The 18,804-nt window shown below is 47.0% G+C and carries 13 protein-coding genes; 5 read left to right on the plus strand and 8 right to left on the minus strand.

Annotation, left to right across the window (positions count from 1 at the left end):
- Window positions 1-290: 290 nt before the first annotated feature.
- From QT987_RS21465 to QT987_RS21485, 5 genes are all read left to right on the plus strand, one after another.
- Entirely contained in the window at window positions 291-2,018 is a 1,728-nt protein-coding gene (locus tag QT987_RS21465) for a diflavin flavoprotein (RefSeq protein ID WP_333244082.1), read from the plus strand.
- A 345-nt stretch (window positions 2,019-2,363) separates the two neighbouring features.
- A complete protein-coding gene (locus QT987_RS21470) occupies window positions 2,364-2,993 on the plus strand; it encodes a hypothetical protein (RefSeq protein ID WP_333244085.1) in 630 nt (209 codons plus the stop codon).
- Complete coding sequence (locus QT987_RS21475) at window positions 2,986-4,731, plus strand: diflavin flavoprotein (RefSeq protein WP_333244088.1); 1,746 nt, start codon at window positions 2,986-2,988, stop codon at window positions 4,729-4,731. Before QT987_RS21470 ends, QT987_RS21475 begins: the two co-directional genes overlap by 8 nt.
- Before the next feature lie 114 nt (window positions 4,732-4,845).
- The gene (locus tag QT987_RS21480; protein ID WP_333244090.1) at window positions 4,846-5,112 is read left to right on the plus strand and encodes a type II toxin-antitoxin system HicA family toxin; all 267 of its coding nucleotides are present in this window, start codon (window positions 4,846-4,848) and stop codon (window positions 5,110-5,112) included.
- On the plus strand, window positions 5,099-5,308 hold the full coding sequence (locus tag QT987_RS21485) for a type II toxin-antitoxin system HicB family antitoxin (RefSeq protein WP_333150893.1): 210 nt from the start codon (window positions 5,099-5,101) through the stop codon (window positions 5,306-5,308). The genes QT987_RS21480 and QT987_RS21485 overlap by 14 nt, the downstream gene beginning before the upstream one ends.
- Before the next feature lie 61 nt (window positions 5,309-5,369).
- Here QT987_RS21485 and pgsA read toward each other — a convergent pair whose 3' ends face one another.
- The 8 genes from pgsA to QT987_RS21525 form a co-directional block, all read right to left on the minus strand.
- Window positions 5,370-5,888 (minus strand): CDP-diacylglycerol--glycerol-3-phosphate 3-phosphatidyltransferase, encoded by a 519-nt coding sequence (pgsA, locus tag QT987_RS21490; RefSeq protein ID WP_333150896.1) that lies wholly within the window; start codon window positions 5,886-5,888, stop codon window positions 5,370-5,372.
- A 739-nt stretch (window positions 5,889-6,627) separates the two neighbouring features.
- Window positions 6,628-7,989, minus strand: a complete 1,362-nt coding sequence (locus tag QT987_RS21495; protein WP_333244094.1) for a calcium-binding protein — start codon at window positions 7,987-7,989, stop codon at window positions 6,628-6,630.
- A 405-nt stretch (window positions 7,990-8,394) separates the two neighbouring features.
- The gene (locus QT987_RS21500; RefSeq protein WP_333244097.1) at window positions 8,395-9,489 is read right to left on the minus strand and encodes an RNA-guided endonuclease TnpB family protein; all 1,095 of its coding nucleotides are present in this window, start codon (window positions 9,487-9,489) and stop codon (window positions 8,395-8,397) included.
- Window positions 9,490-9,648: 159 nt separating this feature from the next.
- Window positions 9,649-11,361, minus strand: a complete 1,713-nt coding sequence (locus QT987_RS21505; RefSeq protein WP_333244100.1) for a pentapeptide repeat-containing protein — start codon at window positions 11,359-11,361, stop codon at window positions 9,649-9,651.
- 653 nt (window positions 11,362-12,014) lie between these two features.
- On the minus strand, window positions 12,015-12,158 hold the full coding sequence (locus QT987_RS21510; protein ID WP_333244103.1) for a hypothetical protein: 144 nt from the start codon (window positions 12,156-12,158) through the stop codon (window positions 12,015-12,017).
- A gap of 361 nt (window positions 12,159-12,519) precedes the next feature.
- Complete coding sequence (locus QT987_RS21515) at window positions 12,520-13,365, minus strand: ADP-ribosylglycohydrolase family protein (RefSeq protein ID WP_333244106.1); 846 nt, start codon at window positions 13,363-13,365, stop codon at window positions 12,520-12,522.
- A gap of 83 nt (window positions 13,366-13,448) precedes the next feature.
- A complete protein-coding gene (locus QT987_RS21520) occupies window positions 13,449-14,159 on the minus strand; it encodes a sugar transferase (RefSeq protein ID WP_333244109.1) in 711 nt (236 codons plus the stop codon).
- A gap of 274 nt (window positions 14,160-14,433) precedes the next feature.
- The gene (locus QT987_RS21525; protein ID WP_333244112.1) at window positions 14,434-18,774 is read right to left on the minus strand and encodes a hypothetical protein; all 4,341 of its coding nucleotides are present in this window, start codon (window positions 18,772-18,774) and stop codon (window positions 14,434-14,436) included.
- Between the last annotated feature and the right edge of the window lie 30 nt (window positions 18,775-18,804).

Raw genomic sequence — 18,804 nt, forward strand, 5'->3', positions numbered from 1 at the left:
CGTCCAAAAAGGACGGGCGGGACGCCCATCCCACAATAACAATTAAAATTGTAAGTTATTTAATTCGCGATCCTAACTGACTGCTCGATCGCAATTTCCATGCAAAACCAAGTTCGATCGCCCAACCGATCGAACTCGGTTTCCATACCACACATCTTAGCTTTTTGTCAATACATAGAGATCAGTTTTGGGATGCTTAACTGAGTGATAGGAAATTTTATAAAGATTTACAAAAAAAACGTGTCAGAATGAAGACAATAAGGTAATGGGTAAAAGACAAGGAGGCACTGATGGTAGCGCTGACTGAACGAGTCCAACGCAGATTGACGGTGGAAAAAGTCGAAATTGCCTCTGACACAACGGCAATTCGATGCCTGGATTGGGATAGAGACCGCTTTGACATCGAATTCGGACTCAAAAACGGTACAACATACAACTCATTCATCATTCGCGCTGAAAAAACGGCCCTCGTCGATACCTCGCACGAGAAGTTTCGCCAGCAATACATGGAAACTCTAACGGGCGAAATTGACCCCAAAGAGATTGACTATCTAATTATCAGCCACACCGAGCCAGACCACAGCGGTTTAGTCAAAGACGTGCTGGCGCTGGCACCCCAAGCGATTGTCGTGGGGGCGAAAGTAGCAATTCAATTTTTAGAAAACCTTGTACACCAACCATTTGAGCGATTGGTGGTCAAAAACGGGGACAAACTAGATTTAGGAAACGGTCACATTATCGAATTCGTATCAGCGCCGAACTTGCACTGGCCTGATACTATTTTCAGCTACGACAGCAAAACTCAAGTGCTGTTCACCTGCGATGCTTTCGGGATGCACTACTGTTCCGACAGCACCTTTGATGACGATTTAGCAGCAGTTGAGGAAGATTACCACTTTTATTATGAGTGTTTGATGGCTCCCAATGCTCGATCGGTACTCGCTGCGATGAAGCGGATGGCAGAATTGGGAGAAATTGGTACAGTTGCGACCGGTCACGGCCCCTTGCTGCGGCACAATGTGGTGGAACTTACCGGACGCTACAAAAAGTGGAGCCAAGCGCAAGCTAAGGCAGAAACCACTGTAGCGGTATTTTACACCTCCGACTACGGATTTAGCGATCGACTCAGCCAAGCGATCGCCCACGGTATCACCAAAACAGGTGTCGCTGTGGAAATGATGGATTTGAGAATCGCCGACTTACAAGAAGTTGCGGAACTTGTCAGTAATGCTGTCGGTATCGTAATTTGTTCGCCACCGAGTGGCGGTACTGCTGCTGTAAATGCCGAAGCCGCAATCAACACAATTTTAGTTGCAGCTAACAACAAACAATCTTTCGGTTTGTGCGAATCCGGTGGTGGCGATGATGTATCTATTTACCCGCTGCGAAACAAGTTCAAAGAGTTGGGTTTAAAAGAAGCATTTCCCAACATTTTAATTAAAGAATCACCGACTGAAGCGAGTTATCAACTTTGCGACGAAGCCGGCACCGACTTGGGACAGTGGCTGACGCGGGACAAGGCTGTCAAACAGATGAAATCCCTCGACAGCGACCTCGATAAAGCTTTGGGAAGAATCAGCGGCGGACTGTACATCATCACCGCTCAAAAAGGCGAGGTTAGCGGTGCGATGCTAGCTTCTTGGGTAACGCAAGCCAGCTTTAAACCCCTGGGTTTAACAATAGCAGTTGCGAAGGATCGGGCGATCGAATCGATGATGCACGCGGGAGATAAATTTGTTCTCAACGTGCTGGAAGAAGGCAATTATCAAACTTTGATGAGGCACTTTTTAAAGCGTTTTGCTCCTGGTGCCGATCGATTTGCCGGAGTTAAAACTCAACCAGCAACCAACGGTTCTCCAATTCTGACAGATGCTTTAGCTTACATGGAATGCGAAGTAGTCAGCCGGATGGAACTTTCGGATCATCATATCGTATATGCGATCGTCGATAGCGGCCGCGTCTCCAATCCCGATGCACTGCCGGCAGTTCACCACCGCAAAGTCGGAAATCACTATTAGGAAGTCAGTTGACGGTTGACAGTTGACAGTTGACAGTTGACTGTTGTCAGTTGACTGTTGTCAGGTGCAAAGGGGAAATTCAACGATATATTGATTGACTGTCTGAGTCTACACACCCCCAACGTATTAGTAAGGTGCGTCAGCCGATGTTTTATTCGACTTCATCATCGACTATCTACTGACGCACCCTACAATTACAGTCCAGGACTCAACTGGCTACGCAAAAACTCTCAAGGTTGGGTGCTTGTGGCGCACCTTACCGGGTTCTGGGTGTTGGGTGCGCCACAAGCAGCAAACCGGGCAAACCGTTGTCATTTAGACTTCATTTTAATAGGGGAATTGCCAATGCCTGCCAATCTTTTAGAAGACCGAGATTACACAATTATTATTGCCAGAAGCGATGCCAGCAGAGACCCTCACCATCCTTGGTACGAGGATTGGGTAGAAGCACAGGCATCTCTGATCGACTTAGCAAAAAAATGTCAGCAATTTGACAGCGACGGCATCACCGTTTACGAAGCTTCTACTCCTATGTGGAAGTATAAAAATTCCAATGTTGCTCGGTTAGCTGAAATTTTGCAGCGACAAAATACGGAACCGGATTCAGAAAACCCCACTGCAATTAATTTAGAAGAAGCTCTGAAAGCAACTTTTAGTGATTATTTTGCAAGCAAACCAAATGCCAAAGGGAAAAACGGAACAATAATTGTTGCAGTTTTAGATCAAAAACCCGAAAATACCGCTGCTGTTGCCGAAATTCTTGTAAGTGCGGCAAATAAAATAGATAAAGATGAAGAAATTGGAGTGAGCTTTATCCAAATTGGCGACGATTTGAAAACCAGGGAATTTCTGATTGACCTGGATACCAATTTACAGGGGAGAGGTGCAAGGTTTGACATTGTAGATACCAAGTTTTGGCACGAAATCAAAAGAAGTTCTGTAGTTCAGTTTCTCATAGGTGCAATAAATGACTAATACTTTGACTCCTAGACTCGCATCGGATGCCAAACCCCGCGATGTGCAGTTTATCCCGATCGCACTCGATACTTTTATTGTGCGATCGCGCACTTGGGACAGACTCAAATTTGAAGTCGAGTATTCGCTGCAAAAGGGGACGACAGCCAATAGCTATATTATTCAAGCTGACAAAACTGCTTTGTTCGATCCGCCAGGGGAATCTTTTACTCAAAATTACATCGATTTTTTACAGCAACGGGTGGACTTGACCAAGCTGGATTACATAATTTTGGGGCATTTCAATGCTAACAGGTCAGTAACAATTAAAGCTCTGTTAGAATTGGCTCCTGAAGTAGCTTTGGTTTGCACGAATCCCGCCGCAATTAGTTTGCGGGCCGCTTTTCCAGACCAAGAATTAAACATTATGGTCGTTCGGGGAGAGGAAACTCTCAATTTAGGAAAAGGTCACGCCTTAAAATTCATCGCGACTCCGACTCCTCGCTGGCCTGACCAACTTTGCACCTACGATCCGCACACTCGAATCGTGTTCACTGACAAACTATTTGGAGCTCACGTTTGCGGCGACCAAGTATTCGATGAAGGGTGGAGCGTTTACAGCGAAGATCGGCGCTATTATTACGATTCCCTGCACGCATCTCAGGCAAAACAAGTGCTGACGGCAATGGATAAATTCGCCGATTTACCCGCAGCATTTTATGCTCCCGGTCACGGCCCGATCGTCCGTTACGGCCTTAATGAACTGAGCAATTTGTATCGGGAATGGAGCCAGCAACAAAATTCAAAAGACTTGACAGTTGCTTTGATTTATGCTTCGGCTTACGGAAATACGGCTACTTTAGCGCAGGCGATCGCCAAAGGAATTACGAAAGCCGGCGTGGCGGTGGAAAGTATTAACTGCGAATTTGCCGAACCGGGAGAAATTCAAGAGGCGATCGAAAAATGCGCGGGATTTATCATCGGAACTCCCACGCTAGCAGGACACGCTCCGACGCAAATTCAAACTGCTTTGGGAATTGTTTTATCTACAGCAACTAAGAGCAAACTAGCGGGGGTTTTCGGTTCTTTTGGCTGGAGTGGAGAGGCGATCGACTTAGTGGAAAACAAGCTGAAAGATGCCGGCTATCGAATTGGATTTGAGCCGATTCGAGCCAAATTTAAGCCGACGGCGGCCACAATTCACGAGTGCAAAGAAGCGGGAACTGATTTTGCTCAAGCTTTGATTCGATCGCAAAAATTGCGGGCACCGAAACCCCAGTTAGCAGCGGGGAGCGATCGCACTGAACAAGCAGTAGGGAGATTGGTTGGTTCGCTGTGCGTACTCTCGGCGAAGCGGGGGGAAGTCGCCAGTGCGATGCTGGCTTCGTGGGTGTCGCAAGCAACGTTTAATCCGCCCGGTGTGACGATTGCGGTGGCGAAAGATCGATCGATCGAAGCTTTGATGTACGCCGGAGATAAGTTTGTGCTCAACATCTTAGCCGAAGGGCGACAGTTGCGGAAGTATTTCATGAAAAACTTTGCTCCGGGAGAAGACAGATTTGCCGGAGTCGAAACAATGGAAGCTAGCAACGGCTGTCCAGTTTTGACTGATGCTCTAGCTTATCTGGAATGCCAAGTGATAAGTCGGATGGAATGCGGCGATCACTGGGTAGTTTATGCGGCGATTGAAAACGGTCATTTGCTCAATAATGACGGCGTAACAGCGGTGCATTACCGGAAATCTGGGAGTCATTATTAAGGAATTTGTCATTCGTCAGAATTTTTGATTCTGGCTTCTGATTTCTGACGAATGACTTTCGATCGCCAACTCAGAAATATGTCATCATAAAATAACTGATAACTTGGATAGAGCGTGAGTCAACCAGACAAACTGCTAGCTAAAATCTTACTTGGTAATTCCGACGCCAATATACCATTTGCTCAACTTTGCCAACTTTTACGCAAACTCGGCTTTGAGGAACGGATTCGCGGCAGTCACCACATATTTGCTAAAGATGGTGTTGAAGAAATCCTAAATATTCAACCCAAAGGCTCGCAAGCCAAAGTTTATCAAGTCAGGCAAATTCGTGAGGTAATTCTCAAACACCAACTAGGAGGTGAAAACGATGCTTCGCTATGAAATTATCCTCTACTGGAGTCAAGAAGACCAAGCATTTATTGCCGAAGTGCCGGAATTACCCGGATGCGCTGCGGATGGCGAAACTTATCAAGAAGCACTACAAAATATCGAGATTGTTATGCAGGAGTGGATTGAGACTGCTCAGGAATTGGGGCGTTCTATTCCTCAACCGAAAGGTCGCTTGATTTCGGCTTAGTTTAATAGGAATTTAACTCGTTACCAGGAATAGCTTGGGAACGAGTAATCAAGAAGGTAGCTTACTTTTCCTCACCAGTCTTTTCCGGCCACAGATAAATAGCGCCCGAAATCAAAGTTAAAGCCACAGAAACCCAAAAAGCAATTAATGCGGGAAAATTCCACGCTTCCGACAGAGGAGCAATTAAAAGTGCGATCGCCACAATCTGACTCACCGTCTTCAACTTCCCCCAAATATTAGCTCCAGAAATCGTAGTTTTATTAACACGCCACCCCGCAATTGTCAACTCCCGACCAAAAATCAAAAACACTCCCCAAGCCGGGATTTTCCCCAACTCAATCAATACCAAAAGCGGCGCGAGCACCAACAATTTATCCACCAAAGGATCGAGAAACTTTCCCAAATCGGTAATTTGATTCAGCTTCCTAGCCAAATAGCCGTCCAGCCAATCAGTAGCCGCAGCTACCACAAAAATCGCGGTGCAAATCCAGCGGCTTTGAGCGCTTGGGTCGTACAAACCGTAGAGCAGAAAAGGTACTCCCAGTAAGCGAGAAAAAGTAATCAGATTAGGCAAATTCATAAATCAAAAATTAAGGGCTACTCTACGAAGGCTTTCCTTAATTTAACATTTACACGACTGATAATCAGGTGGATTTACTTAATTTCAAAACATTCTGATTAGAGTAGTCACAAGATTAGACCTCTTGCAAAAATGCTGAGACCCCTCCCCAACCCTCCCCGAAGTCGCGGGGAGGGAGCCTAATTTTTCTTGCTTCCCCCCTTCGCAAGGGGGGACTGAGGGGGGTGAGTTTTTGACTTTTGCAAGAGGTCTATTGGATAATTTATCGGCTCAATTTGTTGTGTCGCCTCACCCGATCGAATTCGATTTTTACTGCCGATTGGCGATCGTAACTGGCTAGAAAAATTCGGAAACAGAGTTCACTAGCTCAGGGTAATCTTTGGCGATCGCGGCTACCTCATGGCGAAACTGGGCAGGTAAATGGGCATCAAGAAAAAGGATCTGCGGATTCCTGGTCAAAGACGAAACTCCTGCTGCCTTTAAAGAGACAGCAGGAGATAAAAACTGTCAAGGGACAGAATATAGATTTGTGCGGTGGTGGCAAGAAAACATGAACTTATTTACCGTGTATAAAGCCAGCTTGCGCTTGGTTTGGGGCTTAAAATTTGTTTAAATCTGGCACTATTCTCGCTTAACAGGCTTTTCGGCCTGTTCCACAAAGAGTGAATTTTCTTGTGGAACAGGCCGAAAAGCCTGTTCATAAAAAGCTTATTGAGAATGGTGCAACATCTCAGGTTAATTAAATGAGTGGTTCCTCAACGAAATGCGAGGCGTTAAATTGACGCACTCCTTGAACCACAGCTAGCGTTTCCGCTTGAGAAATCGGAATTCCGGCTTCAGGCGTGACGTAGATCCGGGTACTCGGAGTAGCAACCCCGTTAACTGTCAGCGAGATGTTCTGGAACGATAGCTGCTCAAAGGTAATCCCCTCCAGTAAGAAGTAGTCAGTCCCTTTCACGAAGTCCACGATGTAGTCACCAGCAGGAGCAGGAACGACCGGCTCACCGGGATCGATTGGTTCGGGCACAAATGCTGTGTACAGCAACTGGAAGTAGTCGGTGTCAGCCCCGCCGGTTAGCGTGTCGCGGGCGGTTTGAGTTTCCGCATCTTCGCCGCCAAAAAGCAGGTCAATGCCAGCACCACCGATGATGCGATCGACACCTGCACCGCCATCTAGGAAGTCATTGCCTGCGCCACCATTGAGGATGTCATTGCCAGCCAGTGTTTCAGCAACTCCGGCGTCGCCATAGATAGTGTCATTGCCACCCAGACCATTGAGGTTGTCATTGCCCTCTCCGCCATCAATGAAGTCGCCTTCAGCGCCACCCCTGATGGTTTCTAAGCCAGCGCCACCTAACAGGGTACTAGAGCCAGTGCCACCATCAAGGATGTCATTGCCATCGCCACCATCGAGGAAGTCAATGCCATCCCCACCATTGAGGAGGTCATCTCCGGCATAGCCGTAGAGGGCGTCGTCGCCTATGCCACCATCGAGGGTATCGTTGCTGCCACTCGCTAAGCTGTCGGCTTCTCCGTAGAGGGTGTCGTTACCGTCGCCGCCAACCAGGGAATCCGCTCCCCCAAACACTAAACCTTCTGAGTCATCGCCGTAGATCACGTCATCGGTAAAGCCGCCAATTACGGTGTCATCGCCAACACCACCCAATCCTGTGTCCTCGAAACCCACATAGATTAGGTCTTTTCCAGCCCCACCATCAAGATAATCTTTGCCATCGTTGGCATCGTTGGCATTTGATCCTCCGTACAGGGTGTCATTGCCAGCCTCGCCATACAAGGAATCTTCGCCTGAATCTCCAAAGAGTCGATCGGCTCCGATTCCACCATACAGGTTGTCCTTCTCCAGCCCACCGTAGAGGAAGTCGTTACCATCCTCACCATATAGATCGTCTTCGCCGTTTTCTCCAAAGAGTCGATCGGCTCCAGCACCACCATACATAGTGTCTTTGTCGTCTCCACCGTAGATGCTGTCGTTAGCGCCTAAGCCATACAGCAGATCTTCCTTGCCAAAGCCGCGAATCACATCGGCGTTATTGGTTCCGGTCAGAGTATCGGATTCTGGAGTTCCATTTCTGGTAGCCATAATTTTCTCCTAGTGTTAGGTAAATTTCTCGTGGTTATCGAAAATTTGGGTCTTAAACCCCGTCCTTTGTTTGACGGTTTGATGCTAGAATTTAAACAAGTCGCCACAGGGCATTGGGAGACTCTAAACAAACGTGGAGAGAAGGTAAGACTACCTCGGTACCACATCTCAAGGTCGCGTCAAGGAATCACTGCTCATGAAAAGACAGTGAGGTATATCAAGTGAACTTGGCACATAGCCCCAAAGTTATTAATGCACGCTAGAACTCGGTGCTTCGTTACCGCTGGCAATCCTGCTTTGTAAAACTTACTTAAACTTATCTAAACTCATTTTTAGACACAGTTTGTGCTTACTTCCTACGCTGTTGGGTAGACGGCTAATCCCAAGATAAGTAGGCTATCCCCCTCAAGCCGAGGGTTCCCAGTTTAAAATGTTTAGACTTGCGTTCCAGTCCCGATCTAAAGATATGCCACAAGCAGGACAGTCAAAAGTCCGAATGCTTAGTGGCATATCTTTTTTGGTGCCACAATTGGAACAAGTCTTGGTACTAGGAAACCACTGGTCTACCAATACTAAATTAGCTCCATACATTTGACACTTGTAGTCAAGTTGACGTTTGAACTCGTAGAATCCAAGGTCAGATATTGCTCCAGCTAACTTGTGATTCGCCATCATTCCATGAACGTTTAAGTTCTCAATCTTAATTAACTTGAATGTTTTAGCTAAGTAAGTTGTCAACTTGTGAAGGAAATCTAAGCGAATGCGAGCTATCCGCGCATGGAGTCGGCTGATTTTACTGTAGGTTTTACGCTGGTTTTGAGAGCCTCGCACCTGCTTTGATGCTTTGCGCTGCAAAGTGGCAAGCTTGGTTTTCGCACTGCCTATCAACGGCTTTGGTGCATCAAAAGTTTGCTGGGTTGACAGCGTGGCAAAAGACTTAATACCGATATCTATTCCTACAGAACTTTCAGACGGCTGAACAGGTAGGCGTTCTGCATCAACGCAAAAGGAGACAAACCAGCGATTTCCTTCTTTTGAAATCGTGAAAGTTTGAGAGACGAAGCTACATTCTAGGGGTTCAAAAAGCCTAAAAGTTCCCAATGTAGGAATCTTAATCGTTCTGCCAGCAGTTAGCAAAACTTTGCCGTGAGACGAATCGACCGTAAAAGATTGACCGTCCCTGCGACTAGCGAATCTTGGATGACCTGCTTTCCCAGAACGGTAGCGACTAAACGCATCTTTGAGATCGATCAAAGCATTTTGGTAGACTCGGCTAGACAATTGGTTCATCCAAGCAAATTCAGGCTTTTTCTTGACATGGTTGGTGAGAACTTTCTTGACTTCGTTGATCACCTTCGAGTCGGTAAATTTTCCCTCGCCATACATTTGAGTCCGCAAGCTCAACCCAAAGTTAAAAACTACGCGCCTAAATCCTGCGTGCTTCGCCATCAAGGTCGCTTCCTTGTTATTTAATTTGAGCGCTCGTTTAATGGCAAACATACTTAAACTTCCTCAATAGCGATCAACTATGGACAAGTTTAACAAACTATTTGACACTTAAGTCTTACTCCCCCTTCCAACCTTGAAAAAAGGGGGGGAGCGAGGCATCGATAGAAAAAATAAACTCTGAGCACCCATTACACAGACTCCGAATTGAGTTTACGAGAACTGGAAGATGGGCCTGTTGGCAGAGTTGGTATTGGTGTTGATATGAGCTGCAGTAAATGAAGTGTTAGCTAGGGTGATCAACAGCGCGCCTGTGCCAAAACCGGCATCGCCAGCAATGCCATTGCCCAATCGCAATTGAGTGTTCGCGCCAGATGGCACCACATCGATCGCTGCAATGCCACTGAATGATAGGATGTCTCCGCTGGAGCCGAGGGTGAAACCATTCACGCGATCGGAACCATGACCACTGCGGTAGTGAATGGTATCTCTGCCACCACCGCCTGTGAGGGTGTCATTTCCCGCACCACCAAACAACCCATCATTGCCGGGGCCGCCTGTCAGGATATCAGCACCACTGCCGCCATCCAGGTAATCATCCCCATCACCGCCATTGAGGGAGTCATTGCCGTCGAGCCCGAAGATATTATCTTTGCTGCCGGTTCCAGTTAGGGTATCGTTACTGCTAGTCCCCATCGTCAGACCCACGACATCCACTGCATTGACCCCGGTCATGTTCGCCCCGACCATCGTGGCATCGGTGAAGTTGGCTTTGACCAGGTTGGCATTGCTTAAGTTGGCATTGGTGAAGTCGGCACCGATAAAACTCCCCACTTCCAGGCTGGCACCTGACAGATTGACGTTTCTAAACTTGGTCAGGTTATCTCCAACCGCCTCCTTCAGGTTTGCGCCTGCCAGGTTTGCCCCTGTAAAATTAGCTCCAGCAACATTACTCTTCTCAATAAAAGCGTTGTCTAACTCAACTCCACCCGTCAGGTTAGCGCCAACGAGAATTGCTCCACCCAGGTTGGCATTGCTGAGATCAGCAGCAACCATGATTGCATTGCTCAAATCAGCACCGTCCAGGAATATGCCTTCTGCAATCACCTGAGTCAGGTTCGCGTTGTTCAACTCAGAATCTGCGAAACTAGCACCACCCATTTGAGTGCGCGTACCATTTGCATGGGCGCTGAAGTCAGCACCAGCCAGATTGACATCTTCGGCACTAAAGCCAGTCATATTGGCTCCGCGAAAGCGAGAAGTTGTCAGTGTCAATCCATCGGGTGGGTCGGTATCCGTCAGATTAACGTCACTCAGGTTGGCAAGGTCAAAGATGGAGTTGCTGAGGATAATGTCTGTGAAATTAGTTGATGGGTCGAATTGAGCGCCAGTAAAGTTCGCATCGATCAACAAGGTTCCTTCCAGCTCAGCACCCTGGAATTTGGCATTGGTCAAATTGGCGCCCGTAAAGTCAGCCGCTTTCAGCTTCGCCTTGTAGAAATCAGCACCCGTAAAGTTTGCTCCTCTTAGATTCGGTCGCTCCGACTGTTCGCCGCTGAGATTAGCCTCATGGAGAATGGCATTTGTCAGGTTGGCGTTGGACAGGTTGATGAATTTTGTGCTGATCAGCGACAGATTTACTCCAGTTAGGTTGGCGCGACTGAAATTGACGTTTTCTAAGGTCGCTTTATAAAAATTCGCCGGTTCAAAGTTGGTATTGGCAGCAAAAATCGCATCCGTTGCATCTACATTCAGTAGAAAGGCTTCTTCAAAGTTGGTACCTCTGAGTTGAGTGCGTGTACCTTGAGCGTTGCGCCTGAACAAGACGTTTTCCAGTCGGGCTTTGAAGAATGTGGAACCATTCAGGTTTTGCCCACTAAAGTTATTACCGACCAAGTTTTGATTGCTAAAGTCTTGCGCTACCATTTGTAGTTACCAAAAAGTGAAAATTTAGGATTTTGATGAGCATGAAAGAATTGGTCTTGAATTAAGACTAAAGACTCAAATATTTGTAATAGCTGAATCTGGCTACATCCTATGAGAGCCCCAAATTTCCCACAAGCGGCAAAGGCTCTTCTTTACACAATCTTTAAAAAAAAGCACACTTTTATAAAATTCTTGTAAATTTATTCTAAGAAAGCATAACTTTTAGAATAAATTTAAGTATTGTTACGGAAAAAACACAAAATAATTCTGGCTATTCGCTGTTATGGCCTTCGTCAGGGCAACGCTCTTGACTCCTGAATTCTGCTGTAAGTGCTGCGGGTTCTGGGTATGCTGTTTTTTATTCAAAACTTACACAACTGGCACAATTGGTAGGGTTGCCAGAAATCTGAAAGCCTTGATAATCGCCTAATAACAAAGATGTCTGACGCACCATACAAGTGACATAAGTGTGACAGTTGCCTAAGTCCTACGATCTTTATCTAAGGGGGCTCGATAAGTTTATATATTTACCGATAACTATCGGTGCCAACATCCCAAGTAATTGTGAGTGGCTCTAACAATTTTTGGCATTGCTGCTGCTAGAGGATAGAGAGCAAAACTCGCCAACCGGCAGGCAAATAGACTATTTTTTTTTATGATAATTTGGTAATTTGAGATACAGAATTTAATGGAGAATTGTGGATTTTAAAAATATCTCGATCGACCTGCAATTCCTGGTTTTGAACCACGATCGCACTCGGCAGCTTCTGCAGCAACCAGTGGCGCAGACTAAGCACCGATAACCCCCGCACCAATCGCGTGATTAATCCCCACCGGCGACATTCCTGCGCGGCGGCGGCTGACCAAAGTATTCAATTCACAGTTAAACTACTGCACAAAAGGCACTCCCAGCAAGCGAGAAAAAGTAATCAAATTAGGCAAATTCATAATAGAAAGAAGTTCGGCAACGCGCAGTGAATGGGGATTTAACGGATGTAACAGATATCAGGAAGAAGTCAAGCGATTTTAGATTTTAGATTTTAGATTTTAGAATTGAAGCATTGACCCCACGGATAAATTCGGGGGTTCCTTTATCGGATACAGGTTTTTTATTTCTGGACACATGAATCACGTGGCGGGTATCCTGGATGCTTTCGGTCAGAAGTCGCTCCTGCAATTCATTAACTGTCGATCCAGTTCTATGATATAATCTCTGCCGTAAGATAGATTTTCTAATCCTTGTACCAGATTTTCTGGCAGGTCTTGGGCAATTTCACTGCTACAGGAACCAGCAGCTAAAGCAATAGTTGCTACTGTATCGACATCTCCCGAAAAGGCAATGCAAGCTTGGAGCAGTTTGCTCATACTATCATGGAGCATGACAGCAGTAATAGCTGCTCTAACACAGACCAAACCTTTAGCGCTGACTTCTCCTTGCCAAGGTATCGACCACTCACCAGGGACGTGCTTTTCTAGAAAATTTCCCAAATTCTTCTTTAAACCTAGCTGATAAATAAAGTAATGGGACATCAAAGCGGCCGCTATAGCTGCATTAATGCCATCTGGACTATTGTGGGTAATTGCAGCTTGAATGGTGGCATTTTCGATGACTTTTTCAATAGTAGGAAAAATGCCAATGGGGCCGGATCGCATCGCCGATCCGCTTTTATCGCTAGCGGAGTGCATTTTTTCTAAGAATTCTTTGCCGTCTTGAACTTGCAGCAAAAAATTGTACATTTTACCAGCATAACCAAATCGCCGATCGCGGTGAAAAGCTGCAACAAATTTGCTGGCTAAAAGTTCGGGCGTCCAAGGTTCTCGGCTGACGATAGCTTCTGCGACGGCTAAACTCATCTGCGTATCGTCCGTGTAACATCCAGGCTGGATATCGTGACGGGGATGCTGGATGTAGCCGTTGAGATTGTTGTACATTGCGATCGTCTGCTGGTCAACAAATTCAAAACCCGCACCGTAAGCGTCACCAATCGCTAATTCTATTAACATATATTTAATCTGTTTCCTACTATTTCATCCCGTGTTTTTTCCTAAATTTTAAAATCAAAAAACAACCCAAAACAGCAAGTCTATTAACACGCACCATTTTTGCTGAAGACAACCAAAATTGTTTTGCAAATCAGAGTGATGTCGTAGACAATAGACCACTTGCCCTGATAGTCGAGATCCATGCGGACAATCTCGTCAAAGTCTTTAACTCTAGACCGTCCGTTGACTTGCCACTCCCCAGTCAGACCGGGTTTGACATTTAAACGTTGCCAGTGGAACTCGTCATAGGCAGCAACTTCATCGGGAGTTGGCGGTCGAGTTCCCACCAAACTCATGTCGCCAACTAACACATTCCAGAATTGAGGCAACTCGTCCAAACTCGTGCTCCGCAAGAAGCGGCCGACGCGCGTAATTCGCGGGTCATTTTCATTCTTAAAAATGTGACCCTTGGCTTGGTTGCTAACTAAATGTTTGAGATTTTCTGCACCGACAACCATCGATCGAAATTTCCATATTCTGAAATGTCGCCCTTTGAAGCTGCAGCGGACTTGACTGTACAGCAGCGGGCCCGGATTGTCCAACAGCATCGCCACAGCCACCGGCACCGCCACCACAGCAGCAATTGCCAGTCCCAGCAGCGCACCCAAAATATCGATCGACCGTTTTACCTTGCTCGTTACGGATCGGTGAGCCTGTTGTTTTGATACACAGACATTGTAAGTAGATTCTTGAAAAAATAAGGACAGCATTTCTGATAATGATGATTTCGACGAGACACCCATCGGAAATTTCATATGATTTCTCTCAACTTTAACGATCTCTTACGTCCATCTTATTAGCCATCCCAAATCTGCAGAACCTGAAATACTCAGCTTTGCACAATCTTTAAAAAGCAATCACACTTTTATAAAGTTTCTATGTATTTTTTATGAAAACGTATAAAGTTTCTGTAAACTTACGTAAATTTACAGAAAAAAGTTAGTCCGGGACGCCAAAAAACCTGGTTTCGGCTAGGACTCTTCCCCGAAGACAGGGAGGATTATACTGAGAAACCGGGTTTTTTGCCGTTTAGCGATAAATATCGGTGCGAACATCCCAAGCAAGTGTTAGCGGCTCTAACAATTTTTGCTGGCTGCTAGAGGCGAGTTTGCCTAAATATTTGCGAACAACAAAGGCGTGTTCGAGATTCAACCGATAACCGCGTGAGACATCTTCAAAGAAAAGCGGCTCAGCCCAAATTTCTTCCCAATCAGGATTTTGCCTTGACTCCTCGGCAAGCAGCATGAAATCTTCCTCCGCAGGCACAAGTCCCGCCGGCAAATTTCCTTCCAAAATCCGCAAAATCCGGGGTTCGCAGGTGCGGGTATTCACGCCTTGGCCCTCCAACAACTGCAAAATTTCCTGAAAGCTCAAAGTTTCCCCGCCCAAAACCTTCATTAATTCCCACAGCAGAAAAAAGTCGCTGTACTGCTGCTGCGACACATCCAAAATGTGAGGATAGAGAGCCAAACTCGCTAACCCGCAGGCAACTCGACCAATTTTTTGGGGGAAATTTGTACTTTGAGATACAGAATTTAAGGCAGAATTGTGAATCTCAAAAATATCTCGATCGCCCTGCAATTCCTGGTCTTGAACCACGATCGCATTGGGCAGCTTCTGTCGCAACCAGCGGGCGATCGCAGGCCAAGCACCCATACCCCCCGCACAAATCGCCTGATTAATTCCCGCTGGCGACATTCCCGCGCGGCTAAGCAAAGCATTTAATTCGCGGTTCAACTGCTGCACAAAAGGCACTAAAACCAGACTTTCCAAATCTTTGCGCTTCACATCCCAATGCTGCTGACCAATATCCAAACTAAAACTTTTTTGATGTTGCAAAATAACTTTTATGTGCCTTGCCGCTTCTAACAATTGCAGGCCAAAAGCAGAACCTTGTAACCGCTGCTGCAATTGATAGCGGTTCGGCAAATCAGGATGCCCCGGACGTGGCAAATCGATCGACATTCCCCAGGTTTCATTTTTAGCCAACAACTGACAGATAATATCCTGATCGAAAGCATCGCCAGCAAAACCAAAACTCTGGCAAGTAAAATCAGCACGAGTTAAATCTTGAAGATTAGACGGCAACTCAACTAAAGCTAATTCCACCGTCGCCGCCCCCGCATTCAAAATCAAAGTTCCCCCGCTAAAAGACGAAGCATTCACAGTCAGCGGTGCAGCTTCTTCAGTGCCGTTAGCAGAATCCACGGCTGACGACTCGACTTCCATGTCATTTTTCACAGGAGTTACAGCAGCAAGCAAAGTGGCGATCGCATCTTCCACCACAAAAATTTGCGAACTCGAAGCCACTAGAGACGCGCCCAAAACAGCCTCCCGCAGATTAAACCGATAAACATCCGACCAGCCGGCCGGAGTCCCCAAAATTACACCCTGCAAGTCTAAAAGCGCAGCATCAAGAGTTTCTGGCGTCAGTCCCGAAGCCCTACAAATTAAATTAGAAACTGGCAATCCTGCAAAATTCGCCCTTGGTGCAGAATCCAAAATTTCCCCCGATTCGGCAAATTTTTGTCCCCGCAAACTCGGATTCAAAGTAGCCAGCAGCGCCCGCACACATTGCAGCGGCAAGGCGATCGAAAAAGCCTGCAAGGGATCCCACTGCAACAGCGGTTCGTACATCCCAGCAGCCTCCCGCTGATAAGGAATGCCCACCTTTAAAGGCAATTTAAAATTTTCCAGTAAAAATTCTCCTGCAGGCAAAGCCTGGGGTCGGAATCCCACCGACTTGACTGTCACCTCTGACCCTGGGCTACCTGGGGATGTTTGGGCCAGCACCGCAGCCGAGGGAATCCGACAACTGGCGTCTGCTGGCCAAGCCTCAGCCTGCGATGCTTCCCAGTAAATCGGGTGCAATTCGCCACTGGTGCGATCGAGTAAAGCCGCAGACAGGCCGCTGGAACCAAAATCAATGCCCAAATACCAGCTAGAATTCCGGCGTTGTCGGGATGGGGCGATCGCACCTGCTGCAGAATGCCCAGCCGAGTCTTGCTGCTGTGTTTCGGCAAACTCGCTAAAATCGGTTTTCCCCTCAACAACTCCTGCTTTACTCTCTGTCGAAATTAGGTTTTTTTTTTGACTTTCTGGAGGACTCGATCGCAGTTCGTTAGTTTCGGCAGTTTCTGGAGGGGGAGAATCAGTCAAAGGTCGATCGGTTTCGGTCAAACTAGCCAAAATCTCGTCTAGCGTCAAATTCGAGTCGTCTTCCTCAGCCAACAAATCATCCTCAAGTTCGTCTTCCAAAACAAAAGGTTGATCATCCGAGGATAGTTCCAAAACATCGGAGAACAAATCCTCCAGCGTGCCGAGTTCTTCCTCTGCCACCTCGGCAAAGGGATTGTTTGCAATGCCTTCGGGGGAACTCGCCGATAAATCCAAGCTGTTAGCGACTGAGAAATTCGATCGCCGGGAGCTAGTATTTTCCACTTCCTCCAGATTGTAGAGGTCTGCCTCCAAAAGTTCCAGAGTGTTGTTGTCCAAATTTAGAGCTCGATCGAGGTCATCTTCTAATTCCTCGATCGGCAGCAAATCCTCGTCCGGCGAAGCTTGGATGTACTCCTCATCGAGTCGCTGCGACGAAGTGCCGGACTCGCCAGTTTGAACCTCACCGATACTTGGCACATGAGACTCGGCACTGGGGAGGTTTGGGCTAATTTCGGCAGGCGTTCTCAACGGCAAAGCTGCTGATTGAGGCTCTGTAGCGCCGAACTGCTCGCTGAGGTTTTGACCCGTTTCTAGATTTTCTCGATCGTCCGCGTCAAGTTGCACCTCGGCGGTTGAGGCTGGTGGTGCTGAAACTTGAGGTACTTTTGCCACTTGCGGTTCAAATAAATCGGCACTATCTAAAGTTAGAGACTCTACAGAATTACCCATTACAAAATCCGAATCTTCATCTACTAAAATCTCTTCCAGAGATTCGCCTTCATCTAGCAGATTCACAAACAACTCTTCGGTAATTTTTAGGGATTCGGCAGTTTCCTTATCCGTCGTTGCTTGATATTCTTCACCTTCTCTTTTTGTCTCAATAACAGTGTTTTCTACCGGAAAATTTTCGACTTGTAATTCTACTTCAGGAACCGCTTCTCCTGCAAACAAACTTGCATACAAATCTTCAATCTCTTCGCTTGTTTCTGTTAACCTATTTTCCGATTCACCGCCAGCCAACCCAGTTGCATATCGAGATATTTCGGGTGTAGAACCCAACAAATTATCTTCCAACTCCGGGAGCAAAATTGGGGCTTGAATGCGGTCGCGGTCGCGCCTCAACTGTCTGAATTGCGGAGAAATTTCTGTACCGGCGTAGGGAAATCTGTCTTGTTCTCCGAATTCGCCGGTGCGAATTTCCTGCACCGAGTCTCCCGTCTGAGTCTCTGCAGTATTTGAAAGGGCGGGAGCGACAGGAGATCGATCGGCTGCGGTTGGGGTGACGGTTTCGAGATTATTTGCTAAATCGATCGGCTGTTGAACGTAGGAAGAAGCTTCTCGCCCCAACTGTGCAGCTAAGTGGTTGACCAAAGCCGCGAACATCGCCTCGCTCTGCTGGTTCAAACCGTACATATTTTCGAGTTCTTGTCTCAAGGAAGCTTGATAGCTTTGCAGATTTGCTTGCAAAGCCTCGAACACGATAGCCATCCTCGAATCGAGACTCATCAGCAGACTGTCAGCATGAGATTGGAAAAGTTGCATTTGCTCCAACCTCTGAGCCGGCGTCAGCAGCGGGTGTTCTTCTGAGGTTTGTCGGTGAAGTGTTACGTCAATAGCCGATTCTTCATCAGGCGCACTGCCCAAAGAGTATGGTGCTGAGATACTTTGCAATAACTGATTTTCTAGGGAATTTAGAATTTGGGAGAAATCGCTAGTCAAGGTTTCTTCCAAGCGGGCACTCAGTACCTGCAAAAATTCAGCAATGATTTGCTGTTGGTTGGCTTGTTGCTGAGCTAGGGATTGTTGCTGCTGCCGTTTTGCTTCTAGCTGTTTGATTTCTTGAATGAGAGCTTGCTGCTCTTGCCGCAGAGCTTCTATGTCTTCTTGGAGCGGCCCTGTCAGGCTGGAACGCAGGTGGCTGATTTCTCCGGTTACTGCCAGCATGATTTGCTCTGCTGCTGAGGGGCCAGGGGGGGGCAGAGGCACTTTGGGTACTGGAACTGGTTCGGGGCGGACATTTTGGCGGGCCGCGGCCTTTGGGGCCGTTAGCTTTGAGTCTGAGGAAACCAGATAAGCGCGAACTCGCTCTAAAAGTTGGCGCTGGTGGACAGTATCAAGAGAACCCGTCCAAGGCAAGCGGGGTGCGGGCTTGCTGAGTACCTCGTCTATCTCAGCAATCAGTGCTTGAATTTTGTACTTCTGAGAATTCAAGGGCGGAACCTCTGGGAATGCGGCTTGGGA

This window comes from Microcoleus sp. SVA1B4, assembly GCF_036700545.1.
Classification (GTDB): Bacteria; Cyanobacteriota; Cyanobacteriia; order Cyanobacteriales; family Microcoleaceae; genus Microcoleus.